We start from the raw sequence: 20,130 nt of genomic DNA, 5'->3' as shown, positions 1-20,130 counted from the left end.
AATATATAGACAAAATTAAGGTTATTCAGTAGCTGACTTAATTCTGTAACCTTGGAATTTTGCTAATTGTATAGCCTGCTCTACAGTAATCTCGCGATTGACAGGAATAACGTCAGAGTTTCTGTAAAGTTCAGCATTGTATGGTTCATTTTTCTTCAACATGTTGTATAATGCTGTTAGAAGCATTCTTGCTATTGCAATGATTGCCTTCTTGTGACCACGACGCTTTCTTAAACGAAGGTAGCGGTTACGGATTTCTGGATGCTTTTCACTTTTAACCACAGAGTTGGCACATTGAACAAGAAGTGGTTTAATATAGCATCCAGCTTTGGAAACCCGGACAGATTTTTCTTCCCTGCACTTTCATTGTTGGTAGGTGTAAGCCCTGCCCATGAACACAAGTGTTTCGCCAGAAGGAAAAGCCTCCATATTAACACCAATCTCTGAAATGATTGTGATTGCAGAGAAGATGTTTTTAAAAGATGGAGCGGTTAGGATTAGGTCGAGTTCTTGTTGATAGGGGCTGGCGAGCACAAGAATCAGTTCTTCTAACTCTGATTTCCGGGATTCCAAATCTTCAAAGTGCTTCTTGATAATCTTTAATTTACCAGCCTGTTGCGGGGAGATATGCCCATCAACGGCGAGCTGTAATTCAGGAATTTTACCCTTCATAGAGCCGTGAATTAAAGGTTCAATATCGAATGAAGTATCTAGAGGATTTTCAAGAATCTTATTCAGAATCTTTTGAGCACTTTTACCAAAAGTGTCGGAGACAACGGAAGACAATTGAATGTTGGAAACCGTGAGACAGTTTTGAAGACGGTTCTTTTCACTGGACATAAAGCAGGTTAGTTTGTAACGATAGCGCATAAGGTCGCGTAGCTGGCGAATATCAGCAGGGGGCATAAAGCTACCGGCAACAAGATCATGCTTAAACAGGTCAGCAATCCATTTAGCATCTTTCTTGTCAGTTTTTTACCACGAATAGCCTTAACGTATTTAGGATGTGCAAGCACAATAGAACAGTCTTTTTCCAAGACGTTGTACACGGGAATCCAGTATTTACCTGTAGATTCCATGCAGACATCCTTACAATTAGATTCAAGCAGCCATTGTAACAGCTCTTTCAGACCTTTGGTGTAGGTGGAAAAGCGATGGCTCTTGTAGGTGGTAACACCTTGTTTATCGGTGGAAGCGATGCAGGCTACAACAAAAGTTTTGTGAACATCAATTCCGCAGCAGATTTTGTACACGATTTTTAAAGCCATAGGGACTCCTTTCTGAACTAGAAAGTTCATAAGAATTATAGGGAGATACGGCATTGACTGAACGCCTGGCATTTAAACGAGATTGTTTAAACAAAGATAAGGTTACGTACTCTAAGGTACACTTATTTGTGCTTGAAAAGGCGTTCTACACATATAAAAATACGGTCATCTGACAAGTCAGACAGCCCACTCACCTCCCCGTGATTTGTAGTTTACCGAAATCCCTATGGGGTTAATTATAAAACAAATAACGCTCAAAAGCACTTTTTCATTACGTTTTGTGCCTTGAGCGAAGCGAAAGGAATGGCTATAAAAATGAAAAAAATAAATAGTCCCTTTAGATATATTTTGACTTTTGGGAAACAGCATAAAATATGGCTATTTGTAAGCGCTATTTTTAGCTTGTTTGATGTAGTAGTTAGCATGTTAATTCCAATTATATATCAAAAACTTGCAGATATACTCTCCTTTGATAATACTGTTGAAAAATTTTATACCTATTTATGGTTTGTAGTAATACTTTTACTTATGAGTACATTAAATATTTTTTTAAGACAACTTTCTACATCTAGATTTACTCAATATACAATTCGAAATCTAAGAAATAAAATTGCAGAGCATATACAGAATCTTTATTTTCCTTATTTTAATAAGCATCATAGTGGAGACTTAGCCTCCAGAGTAAATGATGATATAGAGCTAGTTAAAAACCTACTAATTCAGATATCAAATTTCGTATACCAACCTTTAATTTTTATATGTTCTATTATTTATGGATTGATTCTTAGTCCAAAATTACTTCTAGTAACAATAACTGTACTAATCTTTGCAATTGGATTAAACAACATTGCTTCTAAACCAATAAGTAAATTTTCCGCTAAGCTTCAGAAACAGCTTGGTAAGACTATTTCAATGATTCAAGACACTGTAAACGGTATTTATATTGTAAAGTCATTTAATTTAGAGAAAAAGCTGCAAAATAGCTATAAACTATATCAAGAACATGTATATCATACGGAGATGAAAATAGTAAAGCGCAGATTATATACCATGATTCTAAGCACATCAGTACTTATGATTCCAATGATTGTTATAAACCTATATGGTGGGAGGTTGACATTTATTGGGGAAATGACTATTGGTAAATTTACTGCTTTTCTTGCCATAATCACTTATTTAAGTAATCCTGTAATTGAAGTAGTCAATCTGGTTAGCAATGTAAAACTTGCAAAGGGAGGAGCAGAGAGAATATATGAGATACTAACTTATCCAACTGAAGAGGCTTATGAAAATAAAGATACTTTTGAAATAAAAAATAATATTTCAGTGGAATTTAAAAATGTTTCATTTTCATATGATGGACAGAATTCTACCCTAAAGGATATAGATTTTAAGCTATTTAAAAACAAAGCAATAGCCTCAATTGGAGCAAGTGGAGGAGGTAAGAGTACAATATTAGGTCTTTTGTTTGGTTTTTATAAAGCAACTGAAGGGAATATAAAAGTGTTTGGCAATGCTATAAATGAAATTGATTTAAAAGCTTTACGCTCTCAAATTTCCATGGTAACACAGAATACATATATTTACCCTACAACTGTTGCCGAAAATATAAGCTACGGAAAAAGAAACTCAAGAAGAGATGAAATTATTCATGCAGCAAAAATGGCTAATGCTCATGATTTTATTATGGAATTACCAAATGGTTATGACACTGTTCTGGGGGGAATAGGTCTAATCTATCAGGAGGACAAAAACAGCGCATAGCTTATTGCAAGAGCAATAAATAAAGGCTCTTCAATTTTACTTTTAGATGAAGCAACATCAGCTTTAGACTCTGAATCAGAAGAAAAGATAACACAGGCAATAGAAGAAATGATGAAAGAAAGAACTGTTTTAATAATTACACATCGCTTGTCAACTATTAAAAAAGTAGGGAAAATTTATTTAATAGATGAAGGAAAAGTACTAGAATGTGGTGACCACGAAGAACTGATTTCTAATAAAGGATTATATTATAATATCTTTGAAACTCAGTATAGCTAGATGACATTTGTGCCAAAGAATGTTGGTGCACAATATTTTCTCACTGTGAGCAAGGCACCGCTATTAGACGTAGAAGTATTCGTTATTATCAAGAAAAATGTGTTGAACAAGAATAAATCAAGGGTCGTTAGAAATCCCTATTAAGATTTTTGATAATACTAAATTGTCTAGGAGGTAGAAAGTATGAATATTCATATCAATGAATTATCAGATGATTTATTTTTTATCACTGCAGGAATGATTACAGAATTAATGAATTATCATAGAAAACTAAACAATGCCCCTAAAGAATACTGGCAAACTGATGAACAATCTCAAGAAACTCTAAAAGATTGGATTGAAGAGGGGACAGTATATAACATATTTTTAGACGATGAACCAGTAGGATTCTTTTATGTCAGACTTGGGGGTCAAGATGTGGCATGGTTAGAAGATTTGTTTATATTAGAAGGATATAGAGATAAAGGGATTGGAAAATATGCTATGCAAAGATTAGATGAATTAATGATTGAAAAGAATGTTGTGGCTATATTTGTAGATGTTGTACCAAGAAATATTGGAGCAATAAAATTATATAGAGATTTCGGATTTAATCATCTAAATCTAATACAGCTGAGAAAAAATTATGATAGAAGATTGGACAAAAATGAAGACGTAGAAATATTAGGATTTAATTTCAAAAAATATTAGAAAATTTTATCCACAAACAAGTAATTTTTATAGGAAGTTTGATCTAGTTATAGAAAACATCATATAATGGAGTCTCCGTGATATTTAGAAAAAAATAATTTAAAGAAAATATGGCGCTGCTTAAGCATTGAGATGTTATCTGAATCTGCGCTAACTCATCTCCAAAAGCGTTTAAAGGGTCGATTTATATTAATATTTTGCGATAGAAAGAATGTAGTGAGAATGAAAGGAGAGTCATAGTAATATGGATAATTTATTATATATTGTAAATGTAGAAGCCGCTATATATAAAAATGATAAATGGTTGATTATAAAGAGGAGCGAAAAAGAAGAACATGCACCAGGACTTTTATCTATGGTTGGGGGCAAAGTTGAAACAAAAATATCAGAAAATAATGTTCTAGAAGAGACTTTGATAAGAGAAATAATGGAAGAGGTTGGTATCCAAGTCTCGAAAACATTACATTACGTAGATAGTAAATCCTTTATATCAGATAAAGGACAAATAGTAATTGATATTGTTTTTTTGTGTAAGTATAAATCAGGTGAACCAAAATGTATGTCAGCTGATGAGGTTAGTGAAATATACTGGATGTCTAAAGCGGAAATATTAGAAAATAAAAATACTCCTATATGGTTAAAAGAAAGTATTGAGAAGGTAGAAAGCATCAGGTTAAAAATAGAAAAGAAAAACGTTTGATTTTTTGTAACTTTGTTTGGTAAAATAAGAATTTGAGTAATTTTAGAAAGTTATGAAAGGAATGATCTGCCTATGAACATCTCTATAGATGTAAAACCAGATATAAAAGTGTTTTTATTTCAAATATTAAATACTTTGGCATTAGTACTATTAATATTTCTTATTGTTTACCTAATAGTAAAGAGGCGTGGTAAAAAAAGATAATATATTCTAGTGTGGATGCTTATGACACAGTGATAAATAAAAAAATCTGTTCAGTTGATGAGTTTATTGACAACTTGATACTTGACTTAAAGAGGAGAGATACTTATGGAAAACTATATTCTAACAGAACTATCAGAGGATTATGCTAAAGAGATTTGCAATTGGAGATATGAAGGTGAATATTCTATATACGATTTGCCAGAGTGGGATACTGTAGTGAAGAGCGGATTTGGCTTATCGATAGAAGAGAAAAGGAGATTAGAATTTATTGCAATACTTCTAAATAATGAATTAGTTTCCTATGGCAGGATAAGTTTAAATGCAGACAAAGCATATATAGGGGTTGGACTAAAACCATCTTTTTGTGGGAAAGGCTACGGAAAAAGTATTATGAGATTACTAATTGAAGAATGTAAAAAAAGATTTCCTAACGATACGATGGCACTTGAAGTAAGAAGCTTCAATAAAAGAGCAGTTAACTGTTATAGGAACGTTGGTTTTAGAATTAAAGATAAATATATGAAGAGGGTTTATAACAATTCAGAAGTTGAATTCTATTATATGGAATATATAGGCTAGATAGATTATTTGCAAATAAAATTAGGTTCTAAAAGACATACCAATTTAATTAGAATATTAAAGTAGACTAAGTTATAGGATTGTTGTTACGGAGCAGTGCATAACAAAATCTTAGTATGCAGTGGGAAAAGATGAATATATGCTGGTGTTCAGACAAAATGGATTGACTGATGGCGGAGAGCCATGAAAGCGCTTATTATATTTATGACGATTGGCTAATAGAGGAATTATGCAAAGCATTATAGATTTATATTCTTGTTGTGCGAAGAAATTGTCTATAGTGATAGAAGGAGGGAGAAAAAATGATACAATTTGGTAGAAGTATGAGATGGTACAATAATTATGAAGATGAGGTCAAATTTTCTAAAGATAATGGGTTTGATTTTATGCAGGTTTGGTACGCAAAGGGACAAATAGTTTTAGATAGAGTATTAGAGCCAAAAGAAGATGTTATTCTTTTTCATGAGTTTCCAGTTATTATACATGCTTTGCTAGATATAAATGAGTTTGATGAACATGTTCCGAGGATACTAGCAATATTAAAGAAGTTATCGCATAATCAATTGATTATCCATCCTGTATGTAAGAGTGAAGAGATAACGAAGGAAACTATTGTTAAGTTAAGTAAAAAGGTATTAGAGGCAAAAAGACTATGTAAAGAAGAGGGCATAAAATTATTTGTTGAAAATAACAGTAAATTGGAACCAATCAATTATAGTATAGATGATATAAGAATTATGTATAACGACGATGATGTAGAATTGCTATTAGATTTAGCACATATCGATGATTACAATCATCTAAAGGAAATAGTAAGCATAAAAAAACCTAGGATGCTACATATTGCAGATAGACATTTTGATGTAATACATGAGCATTTACCAATTAGTGAAGGTGACTTGGATTTTGAGTATATATTTAGCAACGTATTGACCGAATTTAATGGAAAAATTATCTTTGAAGTAGTAGCAGAGGATGACTTGATAGTTAAATCGTTAAACACCATAAAGGAAATATTAAAATAAGCTAAAGCATTCCCTAAAAGCAGCACTATTTACAAGAAATATTGTAGCATAAGGTAGATTGTTAAGAAAATTTTAAAAGTCTTGTAAACTAATCTAAGTATGTTATATAATTCAGGTGATAACGTTTTCATTGCTAGCTTTATATATTTTAATTTATTTAGATTTATTACAATAAGATTTAGCAGATGCATTTTTAAAGATTTATTTAACAAAATATATTTAGTCGGGAGGGTTAAGTATTATGAGTAATGTACAATTTAAGGGGTTAACTATTGGTGTTCCAAAGGAAATTATGAAGGGGGAGAAAAGAGTTGCTGCTACACCTGAGACCGTTGAAAAAATGGTGCAGAATGGTGCAGTAGTTCTTGTTGAAAAAGGGGCAGGTTCAAACTCACTAATGGCAGATTCAGACTATGAAAAGGTTGGAGCGAAAATAGTTGATAAAGTAGAGGAACTATTTAACCAATCAGATATCATATTAAAGGTTAAAGAACCAGTATTCAACTCAGAAGTTGGTAAACACGAAGTTGACATGTTAAAAAAGGGACAAGTACTTATTACATTCTTACATCCTGCAGCACCAAAAAATCATGAGATGATAAAATCTTTGGCTAAAAGTGGAGCAACTAGCCTTACACTAGACGGAATTCCAAGAATATCTAGAGCTCAAACCATGGATGCTTTAACTTCTATGAGTGCTGTAGCTGGATACAAGAGCGTGCTTTTAGCAGCTAATAAACTTGCTAAGTTTGTACCTATGACTGGTACTGCTGTAGGCATGATTCAACCAGCTAAGGTTGTTGTTATTGGAACTGGAGTAGCTGGATTACAAGCTGTATCTACAGCTAAGAGATTAGGAGCTATTGTAACTGCTGTTGATATAAGACCAGATGCAATAGAACACTCAAAAAGCTTGGGAGCTAAGGTTCTAGATCCTGGAGTACCTGCTGATGTAGCTATAGGTAAGGGTGGATATGCTAAGAGTTTGCCAGCTGAATGGATTGAAAAAGAGCGTGAAAATATTAAAAATCTTATTACAGATGCTGATATAGTTGTAGCTACGGCATTAGTACCAGGAAAACTAGCACCAGTACTTATCACAGAAGAAATGGTTAAAAACATGAGACCAGGTTCTGTAATTATGGACGTAGCAATAGATCAAGGAGGAAACTGTGAGCTTTCAGAAAGTGGAGTTATAGCAGAGCATTATGGAATAACTGTTGACGGTACTAACAATATACCAGGTATGGTAGCTTCAAGTTCTACTTGGATGTTTTCTAAAAATGTTTATAATCTAATAGCAGCCTTTATAAAGGATGGGAAATTCGTGATAGATAAAGAAGACGAAATCATCGCTTCTACTTTAGTTACTATGGATGGAGAATTACTTCATTCAGGAGCAAGAGAGGCTATGGGTTTGCAATAAGGGGTGAATAGGATGGATGCATGGGTATTAATAGTTATTTTTGTAATAGCATCATACTTAGGATATAAAATCATAAAGGAAATCCCTACCTTACTTCATACTCCGCTTATGTCTGGCTCAAATGCTATTTCTGGAGTAACAATTTTGGGGTCCTTAGTTTCCACTGCCTTTGCAGTATCGAAGGGAAGCGAAGTAATGGGTTTTATTGCTATAGTATTTGCCACCATAAATCTTTTAGGTGGATTTGTCGTAACAGACAGGATGCTAAAGATGTTCAATAAAAATAATGGGGTGTAGTTGAATGATAGGGGTTTATCAGATTATTTCTATTGTATTATCTGTATTAGTATTATTGGGGATAAAATTAATGAGTTCTCCTAAAACTGCAAGAAAAGGAAATTTGCTTAGTGCATTAGCTATGCTACTGGCTGTTATAAGCATTATGTACTATAATAAAATACTTACAATTCCATTATTATGGGTTGGAATAGCAGTAGGAGGTATCATAGGCTGCATATTAGCTTTGAGGGTTAAGATGATTCAAATGCCACAAATGGTAGCTCTTCTAAATGGATTAGGTGGAGGAGCTTCAGCATTAGTTGCTATAGTAGAGATTTCTAATAACTTAAATCATATGGCAGTTTTCAACAAAATCTCGGGGCTTTTAGCATTAATAGTAGGTGGTGTAACTTTAAGCGGTAGCCTTATAGCTGCAGGAAAGTTAGATAGGAGGATTCCACAACGCCCAGTGTCTTTACCAGGAGACAAGGCAATATCAACTCTTATTATTGTAGTCCTAATAGTTTTAACGATTATTGGGGCAATATATACAAACTCAATAGTGTTAGTTGTTTCTATTCTACTTGCATTGATTTCACTTATTTATGGAGTGATATTTGCAATGAGAGTTGGTGGTGGCGATATGCCTATTACAATATCGCTTCTAAATTCTTTTTCAGGACTTGCAGCTTCAATTTCAGGGCTTACAATTGGAGATCCTTTACTAGTATCAGTAGGTGCAATTGTAGGAGCATCGGGGCTAATACTGACACAAATTATGTGTAAAGCAATGAATAGATCACTACTTGATGTGCTAAATGGTTCTGCACGGAGTAAGAAAACTATTGCAAAGGGTACAGGTACAACTGTACATAAAGTTAAAGATATAGAGGAAAAAACAAATAACGAAATTTCAAAACCACAAAAGGAAAAGTCCGTTGAAGACATAATAGATGAGGCAAAGAAAGTAATAATAATACCAGGCTATGGAATGGCAGTAGCTCAGGCACAGAACCAAGTGAAAACCTTATTTGATTTATTAGAGTCAAAGGGTAAGGAAGTAAGCTTTGCAATACATCCAGTAGCAGGCAGAATGCCAGGACATATGAATGTATTGTTAGCAGAAGTAGATATACCTTATGACAGGCTTAAGGAAATGGATGAAGTGAATGAAGAATTCAAAGAAACAGATGTATCAATAATCATAGGAGCTTCTGACGTAGTGAATCCAGCAGCTAACACAGCGGAAGGCACGCCAATCTATGGAATGCCAGTGCTAAAGGCAGAAGAATCTAAAAATGTAATAGTATTCAATCTAGATGATAAGCCAGGATACTCAGGAGTAGAAAATGCCCTATACACTATGGAACATGTACATTTGATTATGGGTAATGCTTCTGCAACTGTCAATGAGCTGAACATGAAAGTGGCTAACTACAATAAAGAAGAAAAGCCAGCTGAAGTTTCATCTAGGGAAAAATCAGTTGAAGACATAATAGATGAAGCAAAGAAAGTAATAATAATACCAGGCTATGGAATGGCAGTAGCTCAGGCACAGAACCAAGTGAAAACCTTATTTGATTTATTAGAGTCAAAGGGTAAGGAAGTAAGCTTTGCAATACATCCAGTAGCAGGCAGAATGCCAGGACATATGAATGTATTGTTAGCAGAAGTAGATATACCTTATGACAGGCTTAAGGAAATGGATGAAGTGAATGAAGAATTCAAAGAAACAGATGTATCAATAATCATAGGAGCTTCTGACGTAGTGAATCCAGCAGCTAACACAGCGGAAGGCACGCCAATCTATGGAATGCCAGTGCTAAAGGCAGAAGAGTCTAAAAATGTAATAGTATTCAATCTAGATGATAAGCCAGGATATTCAGGAGTAGAAAATGCCTTATACACTATGGAGCATGTATATTTGATTACGGGTAATGCTTCTGAAACTGTCAATGAGTTGAATTTAAAGATTTCTAAATAAGTATAGAGAAACTGACATAAACACTAGTGTTAATGTCAGTTTTTTTATGACCTAACCCGATTTTCTGAATGCTTTTATCAGAAAATAAAGGAAGCTCAGAAAGCAAGTTTCTGAGTACTACAATTACTCCAAATCAAAGATTTGGGTAATTGTAGCATAGCTCAAACGCAACGAGCACCAACCCTGTTGTAGGTTTATGATAGGAGTGTCCGTTAGGACCAAATTTATGCGAGCGACAGCGAGCAAATAAATTTGTGTTGCGAGGCTGCGGAAAATCTACATAATAAACATTATCCCTGCTATTACTAGCATTGCACCCATTATTTTTGAAATGGTTAATTCTTCACCTAAAAAAACAGTGGATACTAACATGGTAACTAGAGGAGAGCTAGACATTATGACTGTAACTACAGATACATTTCCTTTTTTGATCGCAGCATAGTAAGCAAGGTCTCCAACCAGAGTTGCAAGAAGAGCTTCAATAGCAATTAAAAACCATGTCTTAATTGGAACATCAACAATTTGATCTAAAATTTTATCGTAACCGACTAATCCTCTAAATCCTATAAATCCTAATACAAGAAATGAAGATATGAATGTTCTTATGATAAGTCCAGGCAAAGGATCAAGATTATCTAGTCCTATTTTTGCAAAAATTGGTGCTATTCCCCAGCATACCATTGCAAATATTGCTATCCAAAATACCATATTCTTTTCTCTCCTTAGCTGTAAATAATTAGTCTCTAATTTTATAAATATTCTAGGATTAATTTATTATGTATTGATAATTGAAAATATAGGTATGAATTTTTTTTAGATAATGTCAGAAACTATAATTTAATGACCTGAAAATAATTAAGACTTAGTGAGGAGAATGAATATGAAAATAAAATCGTACGCAATTTTTTTAGCTGTTGTTCTAACTACACTACTTTTATTGACATCATGTGATGCTGATGGAATAGAAGATTATATTGTTGAAGGGGATATTAAAACCAAGTTTTATTACCAAGACCAAGACTCAGATTCAGAGAAAAATCTAGAAACAGTAAATGTTGATATGCCTGATGTATCAGGTGTAGTTAGCAACCTACCATGGGTGAATAATGAAAGCTTTTTAAAAGCCCAAGAGGAAAATGAAGCAAATATTTTAATGGCTGCATATTGCGCTGTACTAAAGGATCCATTGCCTGGTGAAGAATATAATGTGCATTTAGCTGCAAATTCTATTGCTGGAACAGTTCTTTCCCCAAATCAAATATTCTCGCAAAATAATACAATAGGACCGTATGTAGAATCAAAAGGATACCAAGTAGGACCCACCTATATTGGATCTAAGCTGACGACAACAGTTGGAGGCGGAGTATGTAAAATTTCTTCTACCCTGTATAATGTATCAATACTTAGTAATCTAGAGATAGTAGAGAGACATAATCACTCTATGCCTGTTCCTTATGTACCCTATGGACAGGATGCAACGGTGTCATATGGAGCAAAGGATTTTCGGTTTAAGAATAACACCGAGTTCCCGATACTTATTTGGGCCGAAGGAATAGGTAATAGATTATATGTAGCATTATATGGTAGAGAAAAGCCTCCTCAAATAGAATGGAATCACAAAATACTGAGTGTAACAGAGGCTCCTAAATATTACAGAAAAAACCCTGATTTAAAGGAAGGAGAAGAAAAAATTCTCATTGAGGGAATGGCAGGGGCTTCAGTAGAATCCTGGATTGTCATTACCAATCCTGATGGCACTACGAAGACTAAGCATTTAGGAACTAGTCATTATAAGCCAATGCCTCACATAATAGAATCAAACAAGTAAACTTCTCAGAATATACTCCCTAATTTTCTAATAGTATACTTATACAAGGAAAATTAGGGGGTTTTAATTTGACAGTATCCCGTACATCATTAGATAAAATGATGAAAAACAGATCCTTCATCATTTTTTTAATAGCCCAAGGAATTACAGATATAGCTGAAGCCTTTAATTTCATTGCAATAACCTCATTAATTATTCAGATAACAGGCTCTGGGAAATATGCAAGCTTTGCTGTGCTGTGTACTCCTATTTCAAGCTTTATTTTATCTCCATTTGCAGGAGGAATAGGAGATAGATATAATGTTAAATACCTAGTTATAATTATTAGTTTAATGAGAGGAATAACAACAGTATTATTTGTACTGAGCTATAAAACTATAACCATTTATGTATTTATGCTGATTTTAGCTTCATTTGAAGTTCTATACAACCCCTCAAGGAAAACACTAATACTAGGTCTATTAGGTTATGAGCATATTATGATTGGGAACTCAGTATTGTTGGGGATTTCAGGCTTTGTGTTTATTATAGGACCTGTGGCAGCAGGATTAATAATAGATATTTTTGAATTAAGAGTAATTTTTTTTACCACCAGCATTTTATACTTTCTATCTACAATTCTTTTGTTTTTTATTAAAAGCCAGCCTTACAAAAATAATAAAAAAATTGATGTAAGGTCTAATATCTATAAAGACATTAGAAATGGTTACGAGTATTTTAAATCTCAAACTGCCATTAAAGAGCTAATATATATTAGTACTTTAATGAGCTTATTAGTAGCCTCAATGAATACTGCTTTTTATCCCTTTGCTTTTGACTTCTTAAAAATCACTAGCAAGGAATGGGGAATTATAATGTCTGTTTTTTATGGAACAAATATGTTTGCCATGATAATATCAATATATTTTAACAAGGCAATAAGAAAAATGGATTTATTATTTTCTTACTTTGCAATAGCAATAGTTTCTGTAGTATGGCTTTCCTATAGTTTATCGAATAAATTGATTACCGTAATAGTTCTTCAATTCATAGAGGGATTATTTATATCTCTTGCAACTATTGTTCTAAGCACAAAGCTTCAAGTAATAACTAGGAGAGATTATACATCAAGGATAATTGCTATAAATGATATCATTAATAATGTGGGTAAATTAACTTCAATTGTTATTACGTATTTTATTTTAAGCTTCAAGCCTCCTCAGTCTATATTTCTTTTAAATTTTGCCATTATATTTTCCTATGGAATATATAAGCTTTTATTTAGTAACTAAGATTCATTGGCTTTTTCCGGATCACCTTATTATCATTCACCATATATCCTATATTTCATAAAATAAAATAAAGCGGAATTTTTTGCAATATAACAAAATTACAAAGAAGGGTGATTACAAATTTGAAAGCCATAGATCAGAATTCGACACCTCTATTTGATGCAGTAAAAAAATACATAAAGGATGATGTTATTCCCTTCCATGTTCCAGGACATAAGCATGGCAGAGGTATACCTGAATTAACAGATTATGTAGGAGAACAGATGTTAAAAATGGATGTAAATGGCATGGAAGATTTAGATTTCTTTAATAATCCTATGGGAGTAATATTAGAAGCAGAAAAGTTATTTGCAGAGGCATTTGGAGCTAAAGAAGCATTTTTTTTAGTAAATGGCACTACATCAGGCATACAAACAATGATCATGAGTGCCTGTATGCCTGACGATGAAATAATCCTGCCTAGAAATGCTCATAAATCTGCAATAAGTGGGGTTATACTAAGTGGTGCTGTACCTGTTTATGTGGAGCCTGAAGTAAACAAAGAATTGGGAATTGCTAATGGTGTTAGTATAGAGAAAATGAAGGAAGCTATAGAGCTTCATCCTAATGCTAAGGCGGTTTTTTTGATTAACCCAACTTATTATGGCTTTACATCTGATGTAAGGACTATAGCTGAATTAGCACATAGACATAATATGTCGGTTTTAGTAGACGAGGCACATGGAGCACACATGTATTTTCATGAGGACTTACCTTTAACAGCAATGGAACAGGGTGCTGATATGTGTGCCATGAGTATGCACAAAACAGGCGGCTCCTTGACACAGAGCTCAGTACTTTTAATTGGTGAAAATAGCAAAATATCTTCTGAAAAAGTTAAGAAGGTCTTAGATATAATTTTTACATCAAGTGCTTCATATTTGCTAATGTGTTCATTAGATATTGCTAGAAAACATATGGCAACAAAAGGTAGGGAACTGTTGCAAAAAACTTTGGACTTAGCAAGATGGTCACGTAATGAAATAAACAAAATTGAAGGAATATATGGCTTTGGAAAAGAGCTAGTTGGCAGTCTAGGCTGCTTTGATTTTGATGAAACCAAATTAGCTATTAATGTTAGAAAACTTGGGTATACAGGATATGAGATAGAAAAGAAATTAAGAAAGGAATATAATATACAGATAGAATTAGCCGATATTAATAATATACTTGCTATAGTAAGTATAGGAGATAGAGTAGAGGACTTAGAGCTATTAGTAAACAGTTTAAGGGATATAGCTTGCAAATGTTGTATAAGAGAGTATAATGGAATAAATTCAATACCTAGTTACTCAAAGACTATAATATCTCCTAGGGAAGCCTATTATTTAGAAAAAGAACTACTTCCCCTTTCAAAATCAGCTGGTAGGATAGCAGGTGAGATGGTTATGGCCTATCCCCCTGGAATACCTGTAATTTGCATGGGAGAATTAATTACGAAAGAAATAATAGAATACATAAATATATTAAAGAAAGAAGAATGCGAGCTACAAGGCACTGCTGACCCTTTAGTTAATTACATTCAGGTTTTAATTTGAGATTGTAGTATCTTAAAATTATCAAATTGTTTAATATTCTGTATAGATTGGATTAAAGTTCATATATGTGTAAATAATATGGTTAGGCATTCTTTCATAAAAATAGTATTGTAAGTTTATCAACTATCATGTCATAATATTAAACTAGAGGTGATTTAATGAGAATTCCAAACCATATTGGTGTTATACCAGACGGCAATAGGAGATGGGCAGTATCAAAAGGAATGACAAAAGAGAAAGGCTATGTAGAGGGGTTGGATCCTGGGCTAGCCCTTTTTAAATTATGTAAAGAGGCAGGCGTTAAAGAACTTACCTATTATGGATTTACCACTGACAATACTAAGAGACCTTCTGTACAGAGAGAAGCTTTTACAGAGGCTTGTATTAATGCGGTTGAGATGCTATCAAAAGAGGATGCCTCTTTACTAGTAGTAGGAAATACAGAATCGCCTATGTTTCCTAAAGAATTGATTCCATATACGACTAGAAAGACCTTTGGAAATGGCGACATTAGAATAAATTTTTTAGTGAATTATGGATGGGAGTGGGATCTAAACCAACTGAAAATATCAAATGATAGTAGAAAAAATATTATTCAACACATAAAATCCAATGATGTATCAAGAGTAGATTTAATAATTCGTTGGGGAGGCAGAAGAAGATTAAGCGGATTTCTTCCAGTTCAATCAATTTATGCAGATTTTTATGTAGTAGATGAATATTGGCCTGATTTCAAAACGGAGCATTTTTTTCAAGCCTTAAATTGGTATAACGAACAAGATATTACTCTAGGAGGTTAACAAAGAAACACTTGTAATAAAGGTTATTTCAATATAGACTATATTATATATAGATTGCAATAAGCAGGTGATGGTATGTTCTTTATTGGAATATTTGGTATAGAAACAAAGGAAAAGATAATAAAAGAATTACCAAATTTCTATTGTAAAAATTGTAATAAAGAAGAAGCTGGACAACTAATAAAAAAATATAATTACTTTCATTTCTTCTTTTTACCTATTATTAAATGGAATGAAATCTACTATATACTTTGTAATAATTGCAATACGATCTATGAAACAGCAAAAGAGAAAGGTAAAAGAATAGAGCTAGGTGAAGATGAAAATGTGACATATTGGGATTTGCAAGAAATAAAGAAATACAAAGGTATAAGAATCTGTAAGTCATGCAACAATGAAGTTGATGATGAATTCTTATATTGTCCATATTGTGGAGAAAAGCTAGAATGATATTCTGAGGTGATAATAAATGATTTATAAAAAAATTGTAGAGTTTAATGTTGACGAACGAATAGAGGGATATTATTTAATAAAAGAAATTGAAATTAAAACTACATCTAATGGCAACAATTATTTAGATATTAAATTATGTGATAGCACTGGAGATATAAACGCAAAGCTATGGGATTGTAAAGAGGAAGATATATTAAGCTATACTAAGGATTCTATAGTAAAAATAAGAGGCGATGTCAGTCAGTGGCAGGGCAAAAAACAAGTACGAGTATCACTTATGAGACCAGCCACAGATGCAGATAATATTAGATTAGAGGATTATGTACAAACTGCTCCTTATGAGCCAGAATACATGTACAAACAGTTAATGTATTACATAAATAAAATAGAGAATCAGGATATTTCAAAAATAGTTATTGAAATTGTAGAAGAGTATAAAGAAAAGTTGTTGTTTTATCCAGCAGCAAAACAAAACCATCATGCCATTCGATCAGGACTTCTTTATCACATTATGAGAATGCTCATGACGGCAGAAAGACTTGTGGAAATATATTCTCACATCAACAAGGATCTTCTCTATGCAGGTATCATATTACATGACATAGCAAAAATAGATGAAATGAGTGCAAATGAATTAGGAATAGTCTCTGATTATACCGTTGAAGGACAACTATTAGGGCATATTATACAAGGAATAAAGATAATTGATAATGTAGCTGTTAGGCTAGGTGTTAATAGAGAGACTTCAATCCTCTTACAGCATATGCTTCTTTCCCATCATTATGAACCAGAGTTTGGAAGTCCTAAAAGGCCTATGATTCCTGAAGGAGAACTTTTGCATTATATTGACATAATAGATGCAAGAATGTATGATATGGAGAAAGCATTGTCTAGTATTGAAACAAATGAGTTTACTGACAAGATATGGATTCTAGATAATCGAAGACTTTATAAATCTGCTTTATACAATTCTGATGTAAAAGTTGACGAAAATATTGCAGATAAAGATATGAAAAAAATATGTGTATTAGATAAAGATGAGATTTTTGATCCCAAGATCTTATCTAAAATTAATGAATAAAGAAACATGCTATAGCTATTTAGAAAGGATGTTATAAAATGCATATTATTATAGTAGGTGCTGGGAAGCTAGGCTATATTTTAGCAGAGTTTCTTTCCCAAAATGATAACAATGTAGTAATGATTGATAATAATGAAAAAGCTCTTGAAAGGGCAAGCAATCAACTGGATATACTCACCTTTAAGGGAAATGGAGCCCAAATATCAGTATTAGGGGATTTTAATGTAAAAAGTGCTGATCTATTAATTGCTACTACTGATAATGATGACACAAATATGTTAATATGTTATCTAGCAAAAAAACTTGGTTGCAAAAGAGTAGTAGCAAGAATTAGGAATCCAGAGTATTCAGAACAAATTGACATATTAAAAAAACAACTTGATATTGACTATGTTGCAAACCCTGAACTTGAAATGGCTAAGGAAATAGGGGCACATCTACTGAAAGGACAAGCACTTAATATGGAGGACTTTGCAAAGGGCAAGGTAAGCATAATTAATTATAAGGTCCATGAACTAGATAGTATGGAAGGAAACAGGGTCAAAGATGTAAAGATACCTAAATCCGTATTGATTGCTGCAATTCTTAGAGATGGTGAAATAATTATCCCATATGGAGATACTATTTTACACGGAAATGACACAATTTATTTAATCGGAGAAAAAGAAAGTATAAGTATGTTTAAAAACGGCATAAATAGCTTGGAGACCAATGTTGTTGTCAAAAAAGCCATGATACTTGGAGGAGGAAAAGCAGCTTATTATCTATCAAAAAAGCTAATAAGAAATGGAGTTTTTGTTAAGATAATTGAAAAAGACGAGAAAAGATGTAGCTACTTAGCTCAAGAGCTTCCAGGAGCATTGATTATTCATGGAGATGCAACGGATCCTTATCTACTAACAGAAGAAAATATAAGTGATGTAGATGCATTAGTTTCTTTAACTGGGTACGATGAAGAAAACCTTTTGATGACTTTATTGGCTAAAAAGTATGGAGTAGGAAAAATAATTACCAAAGTAAGCAGAACTAATTATATTCCTATAATTGAGCAGTTAGGTATTAATAATGCCGTAAATCCTATTATGATAACTGCTGGAGAAATAATGAGGTTCATACAAGGTGGCAGGGTTGTTTCACTATTTTTACTATTAGGTGGAAAAGCAGAGGTACTAGAGGTTATTGCAAGAGAAAGCTCTAAGATTGTTGGTAAACCATTAGCAGAACTTGGTTTACCTAAGGGAATAATAATCGGCTCTATTGTACAAAAGGGAAAAGTAATCATTCCAGACGGTAATTCCATTATACATCCTGGAGATAGGCTAATTATTTTTTGCTTACAATCTGAGGTTGTAACCCTTGAGAAGCTGTTCTACAAGTCAAGAGGGGGATTTATAGATGAATTATGGGATCGTTATAAAGGTTTTAGGTAATTTACTTTTATTTGAGGCAATAGCTTTTTTGCCACCCTTAACTGTATCTTTATTTACAGGTGAAAAGGATTTATTTGCTTTTATTTATTCAATTTTGATATTACTATTAATCGGTTTTCCTATGTCTAGGGTTAATGTAACAAATAAAAGAGTTAAGGCAAGGGATGCTTTATTAATAGTTACATTGGGGTGGGTGTTTGCTTCTTTTTTTGGTTCTTTGCCATTTGTATTTTCTGGTAGTATTCCATCAATAGTAGATGCTTTTTTTGAAACGGTGTCGGGTTTCACCACTACAGGAGCTACTTTAGTACAAAACGTAGAAGCATTACCAAAGGGAATAATTTTCTGGAGATCCTTCACACATTGGATTGGAGGAATGGGTATTCTAGTACTGACCATAGCTATTCTTCCTGCTATTGGAGTAGGGGGATATCAGATTTTTAAGGCTGAGAGCCCTGGACCTATCACAGATAAAATTGTTCCTAAGATTAAAGATACAGCGAAAATATTATATATTTTATATATAGGATTGACAGTATTTCAAACCATTCTGCTTTGTCTTGGAGGAATGTCCTTATTTGAATCTCTTGTGCATACATTTGGTACTGTTGGTACTGGAGGATTTTCATCTAGAAACAGCAGCATAGGAGCTTATAACAGCAGCTATATTATTTATGTAATCTCTATATTTATGATAGTGTCAGGTGTCAATTTCCCGCTATATTTTGATTTGTATAAAGGTAGATGGAAGAATGTTGCCAAGAATTCTGAATTAAAGCTTTATTTAGGCATTATTGGGATTAGCACTTTATTGATAACTCTAAACCTGAATGGAAAAGTATATAGTTCAATTTTGGAAACGTTTAAACATGCATTATTTCAAGTTTCATCAATAATAACTACTACAGGCTATAGTACAGTTGATTTTGATAAATGGACAGAATTTAGCAAAACTATACTATTTCTTTTAATGTTTGTTGGTGGAAGTGCTGGCTCTACAGGTGGAGGAATCAAAGTAGTTAGATTGCTGATTATGGGCAAGCTGGTTAAAAGGGAGATATCAAAATTACTTCATCCAAGAGCGTATATCCCTATAAAATTAAACGGAAAAATTATCTCGTCGGATGTAGTTGTAAGTGTTACTAGCTTTTTCTTTCTCTATATGGTTATTTTTGCTCTATCCACATTATTAATTTCTTTAGAAGGTATAGACTTTTTAAGTGCAACAAGTTCAGTTGCTACAACTCTTGGCAATATTGGACCAGGATTTGCGCTAGTAGGTCCTACGCAAAATTTTAGCTTTTTTAGTCCATTGAGCAAAGCTTTATTTTCATTGCTTATGCTTTTTGGAAGACTAGAGCTATTTACTGTTTTTCTTTTCTTTGTGCCTGAATTCTGGAAAAATAGTTAGTAAAAACATAAAACTCTCACAAATAACATCTGTGAGAGTTTTTTCAATATTTATAACCATTTTAATGCCCCTTTATGGTAT

Annotated in this window: 18 protein-coding genes and 1 pseudogene; 17 read left to right on the top strand and 2 right to left on the bottom strand. The window is 33.0% G+C overall.

Annotated elements, in window-relative coordinates:
* Positions 1–21: 21 nt before the first annotated feature.
* Positions 22–1,268 (bottom strand): annotated as a pseudogene (locus QO263_RS12905) (IS110 family RNA-guided transposase).
* A gap of 303 nt (positions 1,269–1,571) precedes the next feature.
* On the opposite strand from QO263_RS12905, the gene QO263_RS12900 reads away from it, so the two are divergent.
* The 9 genes from QO263_RS12900 to QO263_RS12860 all read left to right on the top strand — a co-directional run bounded on the left by QO263_RS12900 (position 1,572) and on the right by QO263_RS12860 (position 10,198).
* Positions 1,572–3,032 carry an ABC transporter ATP-binding protein gene (locus QO263_RS12900; protein WP_285622184.1) on the top strand — a complete coding sequence of 487 codons (1,461 nt, stop codon included), beginning with the start codon at positions 1,572–1,574 and terminating at the stop codon, positions 3,030–3,032.
* A gap of 111 nt (positions 3,033–3,143) precedes the next feature.
* Positions 3,144–3,311 (top strand): hypothetical protein, encoded by a 168-nt coding sequence (locus tag QO263_RS12895; RefSeq protein WP_285622182.1) that lies wholly within the window; start codon positions 3,144–3,146, stop codon positions 3,309–3,311.
* A gap of 183 nt (positions 3,312–3,494) precedes the next feature.
* Complete coding sequence (locus tag QO263_RS12890) at positions 3,495–4,001, top strand: GNAT family N-acetyltransferase (RefSeq protein ID WP_285622180.1); 507 nt, start codon at positions 3,495–3,497, stop codon at positions 3,999–4,001.
* 244 nt (positions 4,002–4,245) lie between these two features.
* Complete coding sequence (locus tag QO263_RS12885; protein WP_285622178.1) at positions 4,246–4,701, top strand: NUDIX hydrolase; 456 nt, start codon at positions 4,246–4,248, stop codon at positions 4,699–4,701.
* Between the two features lie 309 nt (positions 4,702–5,010).
* A complete protein-coding gene (locus QO263_RS12880; protein WP_285622176.1) occupies positions 5,011–5,484 on the top strand; it encodes a GNAT family N-acetyltransferase in 474 nt (157 codons plus the stop codon).
* Positions 5,485–5,786: 302 nt separating this feature from the next.
* Positions 5,787–6,509 carry a TIM barrel protein gene (locus QO263_RS12875; protein WP_285622174.1) on the top strand — a complete coding sequence of 241 codons (723 nt, stop codon included), beginning with the start codon at positions 5,787–5,789 and terminating at the stop codon, positions 6,507–6,509.
* A 241-nt stretch (positions 6,510–6,750) separates the two neighbouring features.
* On the top strand, positions 6,751–7,935 hold the full coding sequence (locus tag QO263_RS12870) for an NAD(P) transhydrogenase subunit alpha (RefSeq protein ID WP_285622172.1): 1,185 nt from the start codon (positions 6,751–6,753) through the stop codon (positions 7,933–7,935).
* A 12-nt stretch (positions 7,936–7,947) separates the two neighbouring features.
* A complete protein-coding gene (locus QO263_RS12865) occupies positions 7,948–8,232 on the top strand; it encodes an NAD(P) transhydrogenase subunit alpha part 2 (protein WP_285622170.1) in 285 nt (94 codons plus the stop codon).
* A gap of 4 nt (positions 8,233–8,236) precedes the next feature.
* On the top strand, positions 8,237–10,198 hold the full coding sequence (locus tag QO263_RS12860) for an NAD(P)(+) transhydrogenase (Re/Si-specific) subunit beta (RefSeq protein WP_285622168.1): 1,962 nt from the start codon (positions 8,237–8,239) through the stop codon (positions 10,196–10,198).
* A gap of 276 nt (positions 10,199–10,474) precedes the next feature.
* Here the strand turns inward: QO263_RS12860 and QO263_RS12855 are convergent, their stop codons facing one another.
* The gene (locus QO263_RS12855) at positions 10,475–10,906 is read right to left on the bottom strand and encodes an EamA family transporter (protein WP_285622166.1); all 432 of its coding nucleotides are present in this window, start codon (positions 10,904–10,906) and stop codon (positions 10,475–10,477) included.
* 172 nt (positions 10,907–11,078) lie between these two features.
* Here QO263_RS12855 and QO263_RS12850 point away from each other — a divergent pair, with 172 nt between their 5' ends.
* From QO263_RS12850 to QO263_RS12815, 8 genes are all read left to right on the top strand, one after another.
* Positions 11,079–12,026: a VanW family protein gene (locus tag QO263_RS12850; RefSeq protein ID WP_285622164.1), complete on the top strand. Its 948-nt coding sequence runs from the start codon at positions 11,079–11,081 to the stop codon at positions 12,024–12,026.
* Between the two features lie 68 nt (positions 12,027–12,094).
* Positions 12,095–13,297, top strand: a complete 1,203-nt coding sequence (locus QO263_RS12845; RefSeq protein WP_285622161.1) for an MFS transporter — start codon at positions 12,095–12,097, stop codon at positions 13,295–13,297.
* Between the two features lie 122 nt (positions 13,298–13,419).
* Positions 13,420–14,874, top strand: coding sequence for an aminotransferase class I/II-fold pyridoxal phosphate-dependent enzyme (locus QO263_RS12840; protein ID WP_285622158.1), 1,455 nt, complete (start codon positions 13,420–13,422; stop codon positions 14,872–14,874).
* 158 nt (positions 14,875–15,032) lie between these two features.
* Positions 15,033–15,674 carry a polyprenyl diphosphate synthase gene (uppS, locus tag QO263_RS12835; protein WP_285622155.1) on the top strand — a complete coding sequence of 214 codons (642 nt, stop codon included), beginning with the start codon at positions 15,033–15,035 and terminating at the stop codon, positions 15,672–15,674.
* Between the two features lie 75 nt (positions 15,675–15,749).
* Positions 15,750–16,124 carry a zinc ribbon domain-containing protein gene (locus tag QO263_RS12830; RefSeq protein WP_285622153.1) on the top strand — a complete coding sequence of 125 codons (375 nt, stop codon included), beginning with the start codon at positions 15,750–15,752 and terminating at the stop codon, positions 16,122–16,124.
* Between the two features lie 19 nt (positions 16,125–16,143).
* Positions 16,144–17,208 carry a 3'-5' exoribonuclease YhaM family protein gene (locus QO263_RS12825; RefSeq protein ID WP_285622151.1) on the top strand — a complete coding sequence of 355 codons (1,065 nt, stop codon included), beginning with the start codon at positions 16,144–16,146 and terminating at the stop codon, positions 17,206–17,208.
* Between the two features lie 38 nt (positions 17,209–17,246).
* Positions 17,247–18,638: a Trk system potassium transporter TrkA gene (trkA, locus tag QO263_RS12820; protein WP_285622148.1), complete on the top strand. Its 1,392-nt coding sequence runs from the start codon at positions 17,247–17,249 to the stop codon at positions 18,636–18,638.
* Positions 18,604–20,049 carry a TrkH family potassium uptake protein gene (locus QO263_RS12815; RefSeq protein ID WP_285622145.1) on the top strand — a complete coding sequence of 482 codons (1,446 nt, stop codon included), beginning with the start codon at positions 18,604–18,606 and terminating at the stop codon, positions 20,047–20,049. Before trkA ends, QO263_RS12815 begins: the two co-directional genes overlap by 35 nt.
* Positions 20,050–20,130: the final 81 nt, after the last annotated feature.

Source organism: Proteiniborus sp. MB09-C3 (assembly GCF_030263895.1).
GTDB lineage: Bacteria > Bacillota > Clostridia > Tissierellales > Proteiniboraceae > Proteiniborus.
Note: the sequence above shows the minus strand (reverse complement) of the source record. Positions and strands in the feature narration are given on the sequence as shown.